Genomic DNA, 15,751 nt, shown 5'->3' with positions numbered 1-15,751 from the left:
CATTCCGAACCCGGAAGCTAAGCCTTACAGCGCCGATGGTACTGCAGGGGGGACCCTGTGGGAGAGTAGGACGCCGCCGAACAATTCTTAATAGAAAGCCCCCGTGCCATTCGGCACGGGGGCTTTCTGCGTTTCAGGAGTGGGTGCGGCCCAAAAGGGCCCGGCCCGTTCCGTGAACTACAGACGTCCCGCCGATTTCAGGGCCAGATACGCGTCCGCGAGGGCTGGAGCCAGTTCCTCCGGGGTCGCGTCCACGACCGTGACGCCATGACGGCGGAGCTGTTCCGCCGTGCGGTCGCGCTCCGCATGGGCCTGGGCTGCGGCCGCGGCCTCGTACACCGCGTCCGTGTTTCCGCGTGCCTTGGCCATGGCGGCGATGTGCGGGTCCGCCACCGAGGCGAGGAGGACCGTGTGGCGCTGTGTCAGCTGGGCCAGAACCGGCAGCAGACCCTCCTCGATGGGAGCGGCGTCGAGCGTCGTGAGCAGCACGATCAGGGACCGTCGGGGCGCCGTACGAAGTGCCGTCGCCGTCAGACCCCGGGCGTCCGTCTCGACGAGCTCGGGTTCCAGTGTGGCCATCGCGTTGACGAGGGCAGGAAGGACGTCGCCGGCCGCGCGGCCCTGGACGAGGGCGCGCAGACGGCGGTCGTAGGCCAGGAGGTCGACACGGTCGCCGGCGCGTGAGGCGAGGGCGCCGAGGAGCAGAGCGGCGTCCATGGACGCGTCGAGGCGGGGTACGTCGCCTACACGGCCCGCGGAGGTGCGGCCGGTGTCGAGGACGAGCAGGATGTGACGGTCGCGTTCGGGACGCCAGGTGCGTACCGCCACCGCGGAGTGGCGGGCGGTCGCGCGCCAGTCGATGGAACGGGTGTCGTCGCCGGGGACGTACTCGCGCAGGCTGTCGAACTCCGTTCCCTCACCTCGGGTCAGCACGCTGGTGCGGCCGTCCAGTTCGCGCAGGCGCGCCAGTTTGGACGGCAGATGCTTGCGGCTGGTGAAGGGCGGCAGGACGCGGACCGTCCAGGGAACCCGATGCGCGCCCTGGCGGGCGAAGAGGCCGAGGGGACCGTAGGAGCGGATGGTGACGCGGTCGGCGTGCCGGTCGCCGCGGCGGGTGGGGCGCAGACGGGTCATGACGCGGCGGCGTTCGCCCGCTGGGATCGTCACGCGGTGGCGGGAGTCCGTCACCTCCGTGCCGGGCCGCCAGCTGCTGGGCGGCCAGGCGTCACGGATGCGGGCGCGCAGCGGGCGGCCGGACGTGTTGGTGATCGTCAGGGTGACGTCGGCGGTGTCGCCGAGGCGTACCGAGGTGTCGCCGGAACGGGTCAGGCCGAGCCGTCGTACGGGGGCGGCCAGGGCGAAGTCGCAGGCGCAGGCCACGGCCAGGGGTGCGTTGACGGCGAGGATGCCCGTCCAGCCGGGTTCCCAGATGCCGACGGGGAGCGAGCCGAGGGCCGCGAGCAGCGCGGCGCGTCCGGTGAGGGCCATCAGCGGGGGACGGGGACGTGGGCGAGGATCGCGTTGATGACCGAGTCGGCCGTGACGCCTTCCATCTCGGCCTCCGGGCGGAGCTGGACCCGGTGGCGGAGCGTGGGGAGGGCGAGGGCCTTCACGTCGTCGGGGATGACGTAGTCGCGGCCCGTCAGCCAGGCCCACGCGCGTGCGGTCGACAGCAGGGCGGTGGCGCCGCGCGGGGAGACGCCGAGGGTGAGGGACGGCGACTCGCGGGTGGCGCGGCAGATGTCCACGACGTAGGCGGTGATCTCGGGGGAGAGCGTCGTCTCGCCGACCGCGCGGCGGGCGGCTTCCAGATCGGCGGCGTTCGCGACGGGGCGTACGCCGGCGGCGCGCAGGTCGCGCGGGTCGAAGCCTCCGGCATGGCGGGTGAGGACGTCGATCTCGTCCTGGCGGGAGGGCAGGGGGATGGTCAGCTTGAGGAGGAAGCGGTCCAGCTGGGCCTCGGGGAGGGGGTAGGTGCCCTCGTACTCGACCGGGTTCTGGGTCGCGGCGACCAGGAAGGGGTCGGGGAGGAGGCGCGGGGTGCCGTCGACGGTGACCTGGCGCTCCTCCATGGCCTCCAGCAGGGACGACTGGGTCTTCGGGGGCGTGCGGTTGATCTCGTCCGCGAGGAGGAGGTTGGTGAAGACCGGGCCGGGCTGGAAGGAGAACTCGGCGGTGCGGGCGTCGTAGACGAGGGAGCCGGTGATGTCGCTCGGCATCAGGTCGGGAGTGAACTGGACGCGTTTGGTGTCGAGTTCGAGGGTGGCGGCGAGGGCGCGGACGAGGAGGGTCTTGGCGACGCCGGGGACGCCCTCGAGGAGGACGTGGCCGCGGCAGAGCAGGGCGACGACGAGGCCGGTCACCGCGGGGTCCTGGCCGACCACGGCCTTGGCGATCTCGGCGCGCAGGGCTTCCAGGGAGGCCCGGGCGGCGGCCGGGTCCCCGGTGTGCGCGGCGTTGTCGGTGGTCGGGTCCATCATGGACGGCGTACCTCTCTTTCGAGGGCGTCGAGGTGGTCGGCGAGCCGGACGAGTGCTGTGTCGTCGCTCGGCGGCGGGCCGAAGAGGAGAGTGTGCAGGGACTGTCCGTCCCCCCGGAGGTGGGCGGACAGGGCGGGGAGCAGGGCCTCGGGTGTGTGCGCCTGGGAGACGGGGACGCCGACGAGGGGAGCCAGGCGCGTGCGGGTGGTGGAGCGGAGAGCGGTGGCCGCGCGGTCGCGGGCGTCGGCCTTGCGGTAGAGGCGGGCGCGGCCTTCGACGGTTTCGGAGGCGCGGATCGCCACGGGGAGTTCTTCCGGCACCAGGGGGCCGAGCCGGCGTGCCCGCCACAGGGCGGCCAGTGCTGCCGCGACGAAGAGTTGCAGGGTGCCCCAGAGCCAGCCGGAGGGGAGCAGGTCGAAGAAGCCTCGCTCGCCCTGTCCGGAGGTGGCGGAGGCGTCGGCGAGCGAGGGGAGGTACCAGACCAGATGGGGGCGGGAGCCAAGGAGCTGGAGGGCGAGCGAGGCGTTGCCGTGCTCGTCGAGGCGGTCGTTGAGGAGGATGTCGGGGGCGCCGAGGAGGACGGTGTCGCCGTCGCCGGAGGGGGCCGGTATCCGCAGCAGGGTGGCGAGACGTTCGCTGGGGTAGCACTCGTCGGCGTCGAGGTGGGTGGTGGTGTAGCGGATGCCGCCCGTGTCGGCGGTGCCCGCGCGGCGGGCGGCGGGCAGGGCGCAGTCGGGGGAGAGGGTGGAGTCGAAGCTGGTGGCCGGGTCGGCGGTGACGCCGGGTGCGAGGCGTTCGACGGAGGCGCTGCCGGCCGAGACGAGGACGGTGCGGCCGCCGGATCCGGTGGTCGCGGAGTGCAGCCGGGACTGCTGAGGCCCGGTCAGGAGATCGGGGACGGCGACCAGGAGGGTCGTGGCGGGGCCGGCCGCGGCGGTGGCCTCGTCGAGGGTGGTGACCACACGTGTGCCGACGCCGCGGTCGTCGAGGAGTTCGGCGACGGCGCGGCTGCCGTAGGGGTCGGCGGAGCGAGGGTCGAGTTCGCCGTGCCGGGCGTCGGAGCGGACCACGGCGATGGCGACGGCGGCCGCCAGCAGCAGCACCAGCGCGAGGGCGATGCCGCGCGTGCGGGTCCACACCTGGCGGGCGGTGGGCGAGGCCGAGGTGGAGGGAAGCGTGACCTCGGTCGTCATCCGGCGGCTCCCCGGCGGGCGTTGCCGGCCGTGTTGCTGCCGGTGGTCGCGAGTTGTGGCTTGGTGCGTTCCAGGTCGCGGTCGAGTTCGGTGAGCAGGCGGTACGACCGCTCGGTGGCGGTGCGGCCGCCGTATGTCACGTCGTCGAAGGCCCGGGCGGCGTCGTGCAGCCGGGTGGTGTGGGCGGGCAGGGCGCGGCCGGCCTCCGCGGCGGCCTCGTCGGCGGTGCGGCCGGGGCGGGTGTCGAGCAGGGCGCGTTCCTCCAGGGCGCGGACGACGGCCCGCATGCGTTCCTGGACGGCCTGGTTCCAGTGGCCCTGGGCGGCGTGGGCCTCGGCGGCCGCGCGGTGTTCGGCGGCGCTGCGTGGGCGGTCGTCGAAGAGTGCGGGGGCTGTGGCCGGCTGTCGGCGTGGGGTGCCCAGGCGCCACCAGAGGGCGCCCAGGACGGCGATCACGGCGGCGATGACGACGACCAGGCCGAGTGTGCCGCCGGGTGCAGCGCTCGCGGCGGTGCTGAACAGCTCGTCGACCCACTCCCAGAAGGCGTCGAGGGCCCGCTGGAACCAGCTGGGGTCGTTCTCGTGGTACATGCGCTTGGACAGTTCGCGCCGGGCCGCGTCCCGCGCGGGGTCGCGTGGGACGGTGACGGGCGGCTCGCCGTCGCCCCGCAGCAGCAGGCGTACGGCGGTGTCGGCGGCCGTGGGCAGTGCATGTAGGGAAGTGAGCGGTCCCCCCGTGGCGGTCACCGCATCAGCTCCCCGGGGTGGCGCCGGGGCCCTGGACGCCTGCGGCGCGAGCCAGTTCGAGGTCGAGGGCCTCGCGGCGGATGCGCTGGTCGACGTAGAGGAGGACGGTGACGCCGGCCGTGATCGGGAACGTGATCATGGAGCCGATGACCGAGCCGATGCCGCTGATGATGAGGAACGTCCAGCCGATGTCGCCGCCGGCGCTGTCGAGGAAGCCGGAGACGCCGCCGCCGCCGACGGCAGCGGCGAGGAAGGTGAACGGGATGACGATGATCGACGCGACGACGTTCGCGATGATCGTCGCGAGCAGCTGGATGCCGAAGACCCGCCACCAGGAGCCGCGCACCAGCCTGGCGGAGCGGCTCATCGCCTTCATGATGCCCTGCTTCTCCAGCATCAGGGTGGGGGAGGCCAGCGACAGCCGGATCATGAGCCACAGGGTGAGGACACCGGCGCAGATCAGGCCGAGGACGGTGAGGGCGATGCCCGCCTCGCCGCCCGCGGCGAGGGTCACGAGGAAGCCGGGCAGGGCACCGACGGTCACGATGACGGCGGTGATGAGCAGCAGCAGGCAGATCAGGCCGAACAGCTTGAGGGTCTGGGGGCGGGCGTCGTGCCAGGCCTCCCGGGTGGTGACCGACCGGCCGAGTACGGCGCGGCTGGTGACGGTCGTGAGCAGGGCGGTGGCGGCGACGGTGCCGACCAGGGTGATCAGGAAGACCACGCCGGAGTTGACCAGGGCGTTGCCCATGGCGTCGGCCAGTTCGCCGAGGGTGGCGCTGGGGTCGTCGAGGGCGTCGGTGCCCGCGTGGTCCAGGACGAGGCCCTGGAGGAGCACGACGACGACCTCGGTGAGGACGGCGACGGTCAGCGAGATGCCGAGGACCGTGCGCCAGTAGGTGCGCATGGTGGAGACGGCGCCGTCGAGGATCTCGCCCACACCGAGCGGGCGGAGCGGGATGACGCCGGGCTTGGCCGCGGGCGGGGGGCCGCCCCAGCCGCCACCCCAGTTTCCTCCCCAGCCGCTGTGCCCGCCGGGACCTCCGGGGCCACCGCCGTGGCCGCCGGGGCCGCCGGGGGGCGGGGCGCCCCAGCCCGGGCCCGGCGGCGGGGGCGGGGTGGACCGGCCGGGGCCGGTGGGCGCGGACCACTGGGCGGGCGGTGGCTGTTCCTTCGACCACTTCACGCCGGGGTCCTGCGGGACCTGGCCCGGCTGTTGCGGCTGGTCGGCGGGCTCGGCAGGGCGGGGCGTGCTGCCCGGTTCCTGTCCGTCGGACGGGGCGGATCCGGGCGAGGCCCAGCCCGGAGTGTCGTTCATCGTCGCTCCTTCACGGTGCCCGTCCGCGGTCGCGGCGGCAGTCCGGCTGCCATCGTGCCATGGGGTGGTCATCGGGTGACCTGCCGAGGTGAGGGCCGCTTGCCTTCAATTGTCCGCGCGAGAGGGGGCAGACTGGCCGCATGGCTGATCAGTACGCGGACAGCGGCGACGACAAACGGCCGACCGATATCCCGGCACTGCGCTGGGAAGAGCCACCCGAAGGCCCCGTCCTGGTGCTTCTCGACCAGACGAGGCTGCCCGCCGAGGAGGTCGAACTCGTCTGTACGGACGCGCCGGCGCTGGTGGAGGCGATCCGCTCGCTCGCCGTGCGCGGTGCCCCCCTGCTGGGCATCGCCGGGGCGTACGGCGTCGCGCTCGCCGCCGTACGGGGCTACGACGTGGACGACGCGGCGGCGGCGCTGGAGAGCGCCCGGCCCACCGCGGTGAACCTGGCCGTCGGTGTGCGCCGGGCGCACGCGGCGTATCGGGCGGCACTGACGGGAGGCGGGGACGCCCGGCAGGCGGCCGGGGCCGCGCTGGCCGCGGCGCGGCGGCTGCACCGGGAGGACGCCGAGGCCAGCGCCCGGATGGCCGGGCACGGGCTGGCGCTCCTCGACGAGCTGCTGCCCGGCGGCGGGCACCGGATCCTCACGCACTGCAACACCGGTTCGCTGGTGTCGGGCGGCGAGGGGACGGCCTTCGCGGTGGCGCTGGCGGCGCACCGCGCGGGGCGGCTCCGCCGGCTGTGGGTGGACGAAACGCGTCCGTTGCTGCAAGGTGCTCGCCTGACGGCATACGAGGCGGCACGCAGCGGCATGGCGTACACCCTGCTCACCGACAACGCGGCGGGATCGCTGTTCGCGGCGGGCGAGGTGGACGCGGTGCTCGTCGGCGCGGACCGGATCGCGGCCGACGGTTCGGTGGCGAACAAGGTGGGGAGCTATCCGCTCGCGGTGCTCGCGCGGTACCACCATGTGCCGTTCATCGTGGTGGCACCGGTGACGACGGTGGACCCGGGGACGCCGGACGGGGCGTCCATCGAGGTCGAGCAGCGCCCCGGACATGAGGTGACCGAGGTCACGGCCCCGCAGGTGCCGGTGGCCGGTATGGAGGCAGGAGGGGGGATTCCGGTGGCGCCCCTGGGGACCCAGGCGTACAACCCGGCGTTCGACGTGACGCCACCGGAGCTGGTGACGGCGATCGTCACCGAAGAGGGTGCCGTTTCGCCCGTGACAACCGAGGCTCTGGCCACGCTGTGTGCCAGGTAACGATTAGCTAATGGGATGATGTCGTTTATGAAGGGACGAGTCCTTGTCGTCGACGACGACAGCGCACTGGCCGAGATGCTCGGCATCGTGCTGCGCGGTGAAGGTTTTGAGCCGTCTTTCGTAGCCGACGGCGACAAGGCGCTGGCCGCCTTTCGCGAGTCCAAGCCCGATCTGGTGCTCCTGGACCTGATGCTGCCCGGACGGGACGGCATCGAGGTGTGCCGCCTGATCAGGGCGGAGTCCGGGGTGCCGATCGTGATGCTCACGGCGAAGAGCGACACCGTCGATGTCGTGGTGGGCCTGGAGTCCGGGGCCGACGACTACATCGTGAAGCCGTTCAAGCCGAAGGAGCTGGTGGCCCGTATCCGGGCGCGGCTGCGCAGGTCGGAGGAGCCGGCGCCGGAGCAGCTCGCCATCGGCGATCTGGTGATCGACGTGGCCGGTCACTCCGTGAAGCGGGACGGGCAGTCGATCGCGCTGACACCGCTGGAGTTCGACCTGCTGGTCGCGCTCGCCCGCAAGCCGTGGCAGGTGTTCACGCGTGAGGTGCTGCTGGAGCAGGTCTGGGGCTACCGCCACGCGGCCGACACCCGTCTGGTGAACGTGCATGTGCAGCGGCTGCGCTCCAAGGTCGAGAAGGACCCGGAGAAGCCCGAGATCGTGGTGACCGTCCGTGGTGTCGGATACAAGGCAGGACCGAGCTGACATGTCCGGGGACAGTGCCGCTTCGGCGCCCCGCCCGTCCGGGGGCCGGCCGGGGCGGCCTGTCGGCCGGAAGGCTCCCGGCTCCCGCTGGGGGCGTCTGCTCGACGGCGGGCTGCTGCAGGGCGGGGTCCAGGGCAGCCCGGTCATCCGGCTGTTCGTGCGGTGGGTGCGCCGGCCGCTGCTGCCCGTCATGCGGCTGTGGCGGCGCAACATCCAGCTCAAGGTCGTCGCCACCACGCTGCTGATGTCGCTGGGCGTGGTGCTGCTGCTGGGCTTCGTCGTCATCGGCCAGGTCCGCAACGGGCTGCTGGACGCCAAGGTGAAGGCGTCGCAGAGCCAGGCCACCGGCGGGTTCGCCGTGGCCAGACAGCAGGCCGAGGAGGACGAGAGCGTCACGGGCGAGGACGACACCGCGGTCGACGGCCGGCCCTCGCAGAGCGTCATCCAGTGGATGAGCGACCTCGTGGAATCGCTCTCCAGCGGCGGCCAGGGCGCCTTCGACGTGGTGACCCTGCCCGCGGCCGACGAGAGCGGCAGCGGGCGCGGACCGCGCGCCTCCGGTGCGGTCAATCCGACGGCGAGTGTGCCGGCGGCGCTGCGGGAGCGGATCGACAGCGGCACGACGGCGGCCCAGAGCTACACCCGCATCGTCTACGACACCAAGAAGGACTCCCAGCCCGGACTGGTCATCGGCAAGCAGGTCAACGACCCCAACGGCGACCCGTACCAGCTGTACTACCTCTTCCCGCTCACCCAGGAGGAGAAGTCGCTGAGCCTGGTCAAGGGCACCCTGGCGACCGCCGGGCTGTTCGTCGTCGTACTCCTCGGGGCGATCGCCTGGCTGGTGGTGCGCCAGGTCGTCACGCCGGTGCGGATGGCGGCCGGGATCGCCGAGCGGCTGTCCGCGGGGCGGCTGCAGGAACGGATGAAGGTCACCGGCGAGGACGACATCGCGCGCCTCGGCGAGGCGTTCAACAAGATGGCGCAGAACCTCCAGCTGAAGATCAACCAGCTGGAGGACCTGTCGCGGATGCAGCGCCGGTTCGTGTCGGACGTGTCGCACGAGCTGCGGACACCGCTGACGACGGTGCGCATGGCCGCGGACGTCATCCACGAGGCACGCGAGGACTTCGACCCGATCACCGCGCGGTCGGCGGAACTGCTCGCCGACCAGATCGACCGGTTCGAGTCGCTGCTCGCGGACCTGCTGGAGATCAGCCGGTTCGACGCGGGCGCGGCGGCGCTGGAGGCCGAGCCGATAGACCTGCGCGAGGTCGTACGGCGCGTGGTCGGCGGCGCGGAGCCGCTCGCCGAACGCAAGGGCACGCGCGTGCGGATCGTCGGGGACCAGCAGCCCGTCGTCGCCGAGGCCGACGCGCGGCGTGTCGAGCGGGTGCTGCGGAACCTGGTCGTCAACGCGGTGGAACACGGCGAGGGCAGGGACGTCGTCGTCAAGCTCGCCGCGGCCGGCGGGGCGGTGGCGGTCGCCGTGCGCGACTACGGCGTCGGGCTCAAGCCCGGCGAGGCCACCCGGGTGTTCAGCCGCTTCTGGCGGGCCGACCCGGCACGCGCGCGCACCACCGGCGGTACGGGGCTGGGCCTGTCCATCGCTCTGGAGGACGCGCGGCTGCACGGCGGCTGGCTCCAGGCGTGGGGCGAGCCGGGCGGCGGCTCGCAGTTCCGGCTGACGCTGCCGAGGACCGCGGACGAGCCGCTGAGGGGCTCTCCGATACCGCTGGAGCCCAAGGACTCGCGGCGCAACAGCGGCCTCGACGACGCCGGGCCGGCGCGCGGCGGCGGGGACGGCGAGAAGCGCGCCACGGTCTCCGCGGGGGAGCCCGGCAACGACGCCTCCGCGCGGGACCCGCTCGCCCTGCGGCAGGCGGCCGGGCCCCCGACGGCCGATCCCACGGCGCTGCCCGGCAACGGCGCACGCGTGGTGTCCCGGCCGACGGGGAGCACCCGGATGTCATCGGGGTCGCAGGACGGCGGGGACCCGGCGGGACGGCAGGACGCCGGCGGCGAGGGCGGCCGGAGTGAGGGGCGGGACGTGGACAGGGACGGGGAGGCCTCGCGTGGACGGCGGTGAGCGCGGCCGGGGGGTGTCGCTGCGGAGGGTGGCGTACGCGACCAGCGGGGTCGTCCTGCTGGCCGGGTGTGCCTCGATGCCCGACAGCGGGGATCTGCGGGGCGTCGAGTCGACACCCCGGCAGGACGCACAGGTGCGCGTGTTCGCCATGCCGCCCAGCGACGACGCCACCCCCACCCAGATCGTGCAGGGCTTCCTGGAAGCGCTGACCAGCGACGACCCCGACTACAGGACCGCGCGCCAGTATCTGACCCGCGAGGCGGCGAAGGCCTGGCGGCCGGAGCTGTCGACCACCGTGCTGTCGAACGGGCCGGACGCCCAGGTCGAAGCGCCGGAGCCGCGGAACACCGGCTCGCTGTCCTACACACTGACCGGGACCCAGGTCGCCACGGTGGACGCGCAGCAGGCGTACGCGCCCGCCTCGGGGTCGTACGACAAGCTGGTGCACCTCACCCGGGACGCCGAGACCGAGCAGTGGCGCATCGACGTGGTCCCGCAGGGTGTCGTCATGGGCAAGTCGGACTTCCAGCGCAACTACATGTCCGTCAACAAGTACTACTTCGCCTCGGACAACGCGAGTACGCCGCCGATGACGGTCGCCGACCCCGTCTATGTGCGCAGCCACGTGGACCCCACGACCGAGATGGTGCGCTCGCTCATCAAGGGCCCCACGACGTGGCTGAAGCCTGCCGTCAGGACCGGTTTCCCCGTCGGGACGGCCCTGAGCAAGGAGGCCGCTCCGCTGACCCCGGACGACCGGGGCAAGCTGACCGTGCCGCTCAACGACAAGGCCGCCGAGGCCGGCACCGGGCGGTGCGAGGAGATGGCGGCCCAGCTGCTGTTCACACTGCGCACCCTCAGCCCGGCGGTGGAGGAGGTGGAGGTGCGGGCCGGCGGCGGACCGCTCTGCTCGCTCGCCAGGAACGGCGCGGAGACCGTCGCGACCCGGGGCGCCCTGCACCAGCCCGACTACCTGTACTTCGTCGACGAGGAGGGCCGTCTCGTACGGATCACCTCCGGCACCGGCGACACCGATCCCGCCCCGGCGCCCGGTGCGCTGGGCGAGGGCGAGAAGGCGCTGCGGTCGGTGGCGGTCGCCCGGGACGAGCGCACCGCGGCCGGGGTCTCCGTGGACGGCAGGTCCCTGTACGTCGCCCCGCTGGTGGCGGGGAGTCCGCTCGGCGAGCCGGTGCTGCAGAGCACGGGCAAGACCGAGGAGGACAGGCTGACCACGCCCAGCTGGGACGCGCGGGGCGGGCTGTGGGTCGCCGACAGCGACGCCGACGAGCCGCGGCTGTACCTGCTCGAGGAGGGCTCCGACGAGCCGGTCGAGGTGCACACGCCGGAGCTGGACGGCCGGGTGCGGGCCGTCCGGGTGGCCGCCGACGGCGTGCGGATCGCGCTCGCCGTGGAGAAGGGCGACCGGCGCTCCCTGCTGATCGGGCGGATCGACCGCGAGGACGGGACGGACGGCCGGCCCAGGGTCACCGTGCTGGACCCGCGCTCGGCGACGCCCGAGCTGGAGCAGGTCACGGCCATGTCGTGGGCCGGGGACAGCCGGCTCGTGGTGGTCGGGCGCGAGGAGGGAGGGGTGGAGCAGATGAAGTACGTCGAGGTCGACGGCTCCACGCCGGACGTGCCGCCGCCCGCCGCCCTGACCGGCGTCAAGGCCGTCACCGGCTCCGAGGACGAACAGGCGCCGCTGATGGCGTACTCGGTGGACGGGATCGTACGGCTGCCCACGGGGGCCCAGTGGCAGAAGGTGACGGAGGGAACCGCGCCGGTCTATCCCGGCTGAGCCGGAGGTTCCCCCGGGTTATCCACAGGGGTGGCCGGGTGCGCCGGGCGTTGGCACAGTGGGGCCATGCGGGACTGGTGGCAGGACCTCACCGATCTGGTGCTCCCGGCCGAGTGCGGCGGCTGCGGCGCACCTCGTACGGTGCTGTGCGCCCGGTGCCGTACGGCATTGGGCGGGGCCGTGCCGTGCCGGGTGCGGCCGGTGCCCGAGCCGTCCGGACTGCCCCCGGTGCACGCGGCGGCCCGGTACACGGACGAGGTGCGCGCCACCCTGCTGGCCCACAAGGAGCGGGGCGCCCTGGCCCTCGCGCGACCGCTCGGCAGGGCGCTGGCGGGAGCGGTGCGGGCAGGGCTGGCAGCGGTCCGGGCGCCGGGCGTCCGGGACGGTCCGGTGCTGCTCGTCCCGGTGCCCTCCGCGCGGCGGGCGGTGCGCACGCGCGGGCACGATCCCGCGCGGCGGATCGCGTACGCGGCGGCGGGTGAGCTGCGCCGGGCGGGGGTACCCGCGCGAGTGCTTCCCGCGCTGCGGCAGCGACGGGACGTGGCCGACCAGTCGGGGCTCGGCTCCCGGCAGCGGCTGGTCAACCTCGCGGGCGCGCTGACGCTCGCCCCGGGCTGTGACCGGCTGCTCCCGGCGGGCCGGGTCGTCCTGGTCGACGACCTGATGACGACCGGTGCGTCTTTGGCCGAGGCGGCGCGCGCCGTACGGGCGCGGCCGGACGCCGCGTCACCGGACCGGGGCGGCGAATCGAGTATTTCGGCGCCCGCGTTCGTGTACCGGAGTGAGACAGGGGAAGGGAGAGGAGAACAGCGGAGCGGACCGGCTCGACGGAGTGCCGGCCGGCGGTCCGGACGGCCGCCGGTCACGACGGGCGCGGGCGGCGCCGACGGGAACACCGGCGCGATGTGCGCGGCCGTCGTCGCGGCGTCTCCAGACGCTTTCGAAATAAACCGGAACTGACTGAGAACGTACGTCGTTGCAGGTAATGAGGGAAACAATTCACCAGAATGGAGGTACGGCGCGGTAGAGGGTGACGACATCCGTCCGGGCGAGATATGTTCGGGAGAGAGGGAAAGCCGCAGGCCACACCTCTCGAATCCGATTGCCGTGCTGCGGGTTTTCGGTATCACCCGTGCCGGTGGAGTGGAGATCTCGCCCATGGGGGAGGAGGTGGACGTCACCGAAGTCCGAGGTTCCGGACGACACCGGGACCTGGTGCAAAAGGGAGACGCTCCGCACCGAGGCGGAGTGATCCGGGAACGGAGTTCTGCGTGGACATCGTCGTCAAGGGCCGTAAGACAGAGGTGCCCGAGCGGTTCCGGAAGCACGTGGCCGAGAAGCTGAACCTGGAGAAGATCCAGAAGCTCGATGGCAAGGTGATCAGCCTCGATGTCGAGGTGTCCAAGGAGCCCAACCCCCGGCAGGCCGACCGCTGCGACCGGGTGGAGATCACGCTCCGCTCCCGCGGTCCGGTGATCCGGGCGGAGGCGGCAGCCAGCGACCCGTACGCGGCGCTCGACCTGGCAGCGGAGAAGCTGGACGCCCGGCTGCGCAAGCAGCACGACAAGCGTTTCTCACGGCGCGGTTCGCGCCGGATCTCGGCAGCCGAGGTCCCCGACCACGTCCCGGGCGTGGCGACACTCAACGGATCCGGCGGAGGCTTCGTCGCGGACGAGCCGGAAGCCGTCCCCACCAAGAAGATCGGCTCGCTGGAAGTACAGGGCGACGGGCCCCTGATCGTCCGCGAGAAGACCCACGTCGCAGCACCCATGACCCTCGACCAGGCTCTCTACGAAATGGAACTGGTGGGGCACGACTTCTATCTCTTCGTCGACTCCGAGACCAAGGAACCCAGCGTCGTCTACCGGAGGCACGCCTACGACTACGGCGTGATCCACCTCAGCACGGACACGATGGTCACCCAGACGCAGTCCCCCGAGGCGGGCGGGACGCTCGGCGGCTGACCCGCGCGTGACGCTTACCGGTGCCCCTGGTGCGCTTGTGCGCCCCCAGGGGCACCGGTGTGCGACCACTCGGCGCGCACACCGGCACCGCGGTGGCGGCGCGGCATGGAATCATGGCGGCAGCGGCTCAACCGGTGGGCCGTTGCCTTGGGTTGGCGATGGTCAGGACCACAGGCCGCAGCCGGCAGGGGGAGGAACGATGGCGGACAGCTTCGGACCGATGCGTGACGAGGACGCCGACGACGGCGTCGCCGGCATGGGCCCGGACGCGGACACTCCACGCAAGGAGCCGATCAGAGTCCTTGTGGTGGACGACCACGCGCTGTTCCGCCGCGGACTGGAGATCGTGCTCGCGGCCGAGGAGGACATCCAGGTCGTCGGCGAGGCGGGGGACGGCGCCGAGGCGGTGGAGAAGGCGGCCGACCTGCTGCCCGACATCATCCTGATGGACGTGCGGATGCCCAAGCGGGGCGGCATCGAGGCGTGCACCTCCATCAAGGAGGTCGCCCCCAGCGCGAAGATCATCATGCTGACGATCAGCGACGAGGAGGCCGACCTCTACGACGCGATCAAGGCGGGCGCGACCGGTTATCTCCTCAAGGAGATCTCCACCGACGAGGTGGCCACCGCCATTCGCGCGGTCGCCGACGGACAGTCGCAGATCAGCCCCTCCATGGCGTCGAAACTGCTCACCGAGTTCAAATCGATGATCCAGCGCACCGACGAGCGCCGGCTCGTGCCCGCGCCCCGGCTGACCGACCGTGAACTCGAAGTCCTCAAACTCGTGGCCACGGGGATGAACAACCGCGACATCGCCAAGGAACTCTTCATCTCCGAGAACACCGTGAAGAACCACGTACGCAACATCCTGGAGAAGCTCCAGCTGCACTCCAGGATGGAAGCGGTGGTCTACGCGATGCGGGAGAAGATCCTCGAGATCCGCTGACCGGGCCGCGGGACCGGCACCCTGCGCCGGGGTCCGGATCAGGCCAGGGCACGGGCGAGCTCCAGCGCGAGGGCCTCGCGCAGCTCCGGCGCGTCGACCCGCTCCACGCGCACGTCCGTGCAGTCCACCCAGCCCGCGGCCTCCACCAGCGCCCGCGCCACGGCGGGCACCGCCTTCGGGCCGTCCAGCGTGACCTGCCGGGCCACCAGCGTGCGCCCCTCGCGCGCCGGGTCGACGCGGCCGACGAGCCGGCCGCCCGCGAGGACGGGCATCGCGAAGTAGCCGTACACCCGCTTCGGTTTGGGGACGTAGGCCTCCAGGCGGTGGGTGAAGCCGAAGATCCGCTCCGTACGAGCCCGCTCCCACACCAGGGAGTCGAACGGGGACAGCAGCGTCGTACGGTGCCGGCCGCGCGGCGGTGTGGCCAGGGCCGCCGGGTCGGCCCAGGCCGGCTTGGACCAGCCCGCCACCGTGACCGGGACCAGGCCCGAGCCGTCGATCACGGCGTCGACCTGCTCACCCTTGAGACGGTGGTAGTCGGCGATGTCCGCGCGCGTGCCCACGCCGAGGGACTGGCCGGCCAGGCGGACCAGACGGCGCAGGCACTCCGCGTCGTCCAGCTCGTCGTGCAGCAGTCGCGCCGGGACGGCCCGCTCGGCGAGGTCGTAGACCCGCTTCCAGCCGCGGCGCTCCACACACACCACCTCGCCGTACATCAGCGCCCGCTCGACGGCGACCTTGGTGCCGGACCAGTCCCACCACTCGCTGGTGCGCTTGGCGCCGCCCAGCTCCGTCGCCGTGAGGGGGCCCTCCGCGCGGAGCTGCTTGATCACCTGGTCGTAGGCGCCGTCCGGCAGCTCGTGGTGCCAGTGCGGGCGGGCGCGGTAGGCGCGGCGGCGGAAGGCGAAGTGCGGCCACTCCTCGACGGGGAGGATGCACGCGGCATGCGACCAGTACTCGAACGCGTGCGCGGGCTGGGACTCCTTCTTCCAGTACGCCTCCTCGACCGTCCGCCGCCCCACGGCGCCCAGCCGGGCGTAGGGGATCAGCTCGTGGGAGCGGGCGAGGACCGAGATGGTGTCGAGCTGCACCGCGCCCAGATGACGCAGGACGCCCCGGACACCCGAGCGCCGGTCCGGGGCGCCGAGGAAGCCCTGGGCCCGCAGGGCGATGCGGCGGGCCTCGTCGGCCGAGAGTTCCGTGGTCGGACGCGGGAGGGTCGTCATACGTCCGCACGATAGAGG

General features: G+C 72.8%; 13 protein-coding genes and 1 rRNA gene. 8 read left to right on the top strand and 6 right to left on the bottom strand.

The window, feature by feature from the left end:
• A 5S ribosomal RNA gene (rrf, locus tag ACGFR9_RS34620) occupies positions 1–82 on the top strand; the annotation flags it as partial.
• A gap of 95 nt (positions 83–177) precedes the next feature.
• Here the strand turns inward: rrf and ACGFR9_RS34615 are convergent.
• From ACGFR9_RS34615 to ACGFR9_RS34595, 5 genes are read right to left on the bottom strand one after another with little or no spacing between them, the layout of a single operon-like run.
• A complete protein-coding gene (locus ACGFR9_RS34615; protein ID WP_393216782.1) occupies positions 178–1,488 on the bottom strand; it encodes a DUF58 domain-containing protein in 1,311 nt (436 codons plus the stop codon).
• Entirely contained in the window at positions 1,488–2,477 is a 990-nt protein-coding gene (locus tag ACGFR9_RS34610; RefSeq protein ID WP_393216784.1) for an AAA family ATPase, read from the bottom strand. Before ACGFR9_RS34610 ends, ACGFR9_RS34615 begins: the two co-directional genes overlap by 1 nt.
• Positions 2,477–3,673: a DUF4350 domain-containing protein gene (locus ACGFR9_RS34605; RefSeq protein WP_393216780.1), complete on the bottom strand. Its 1,197-nt coding sequence runs from the start codon at positions 3,671–3,673 to the stop codon at positions 2,477–2,479. The genes ACGFR9_RS34610 and ACGFR9_RS34605 overlap by 1 nt, the downstream gene beginning before the upstream one ends.
• Positions 3,670–4,419, bottom strand: coding sequence for a DUF4129 domain-containing protein (locus ACGFR9_RS34600; protein WP_393216778.1), 750 nt, complete (start codon positions 4,417–4,419; stop codon positions 3,670–3,672). The genes ACGFR9_RS34605 and ACGFR9_RS34600 overlap by 4 nt, the downstream gene beginning before the upstream one ends.
• Before the next feature lie 4 nt (positions 4,420–4,423).
• On the bottom strand, positions 4,424–5,737 hold the full coding sequence (locus ACGFR9_RS34595; RefSeq protein WP_393216776.1) for a glycerophosphoryl diester phosphodiesterase membrane domain-containing protein: 1,314 nt from the start codon (positions 5,735–5,737) through the stop codon (positions 4,424–4,426).
• A gap of 140 nt (positions 5,738–5,877) precedes the next feature.
• Between ACGFR9_RS34595 and mtnA the strand changes: the two genes are divergently transcribed.
• From mtnA to ACGFR9_RS34560, 7 genes are all read left to right on the top strand, one after another.
• A complete protein-coding gene (mtnA, locus tag ACGFR9_RS34590; RefSeq protein ID WP_393216774.1) occupies positions 5,878–7,005 on the top strand; it encodes an S-methyl-5-thioribose-1-phosphate isomerase in 1,128 nt (375 codons plus the stop codon).
• Positions 7,006–7,020: 15 nt separating this feature from the next.
• Positions 7,021–7,710, top strand: a complete 690-nt coding sequence (mtrA, locus tag ACGFR9_RS34585) for a two-component system response regulator MtrA (protein ID WP_189561841.1) — start codon at positions 7,021–7,023, stop codon at positions 7,708–7,710.
• Between the two features lies 1 nt (position 7,711).
• Positions 7,712–9,799, top strand: coding sequence for an MtrAB system histidine kinase MtrB (mtrB, locus tag ACGFR9_RS34580; RefSeq protein WP_393216772.1), 2,088 nt, complete (start codon positions 7,712–7,714; stop codon positions 9,797–9,799).
• Positions 9,786–11,597: an LpqB family beta-propeller domain-containing protein gene (locus ACGFR9_RS34575; protein ID WP_393216770.1), complete on the top strand. Its 1,812-nt coding sequence runs from the start codon at positions 9,786–9,788 to the stop codon at positions 11,595–11,597. The genes mtrB and ACGFR9_RS34575 overlap by 14 nt, the downstream gene beginning before the upstream one ends.
• 66 nt (positions 11,598–11,663) lie before the next feature.
• The gene (locus tag ACGFR9_RS34570) at positions 11,664–12,557 is read left to right on the top strand and encodes a ComF family protein (RefSeq protein WP_393216768.1); all 894 of its coding nucleotides are present in this window, start codon (positions 11,664–11,666) and stop codon (positions 12,555–12,557) included.
• A gap of 311 nt (positions 12,558–12,868) precedes the next feature.
• A complete protein-coding gene (gene hpf, locus ACGFR9_RS34565) occupies positions 12,869–13,561 on the top strand; it encodes a ribosome hibernation-promoting factor, HPF/YfiA family (protein WP_393216766.1) in 693 nt (230 codons plus the stop codon).
• Between the two features lie 199 nt (positions 13,562–13,760).
• On the top strand, positions 13,761–14,507 hold the full coding sequence (locus tag ACGFR9_RS34560; protein WP_030229232.1) for a response regulator transcription factor: 747 nt from the start codon (positions 13,761–13,763) through the stop codon (positions 14,505–14,507).
• Positions 14,508–14,545: 38 nt separating this feature from the next.
• Here ACGFR9_RS34560 and ACGFR9_RS34555 read toward each other — a convergent pair whose 3' ends face one another.
• Complete coding sequence (locus ACGFR9_RS34555; protein ID WP_393216764.1) at positions 14,546–15,733, bottom strand: winged helix-turn-helix domain-containing protein; 1,188 nt, start codon at positions 15,731–15,733, stop codon at positions 14,546–14,548.
• Positions 15,734–15,751: the final 18 nt, after the last annotated feature.

Origin of the sequence: Streptomyces sp. NPDC048584 (genome assembly GCF_043199595.1) — a bacterium.
Taxonomy (GTDB): domain Bacteria; phylum Actinomycetota; class Actinomycetes; order Streptomycetales; family Streptomycetaceae; genus Streptomyces; species Streptomyces edwardsiae.
This window is presented reverse-complemented; position numbering and strand designations above follow the sequence as displayed.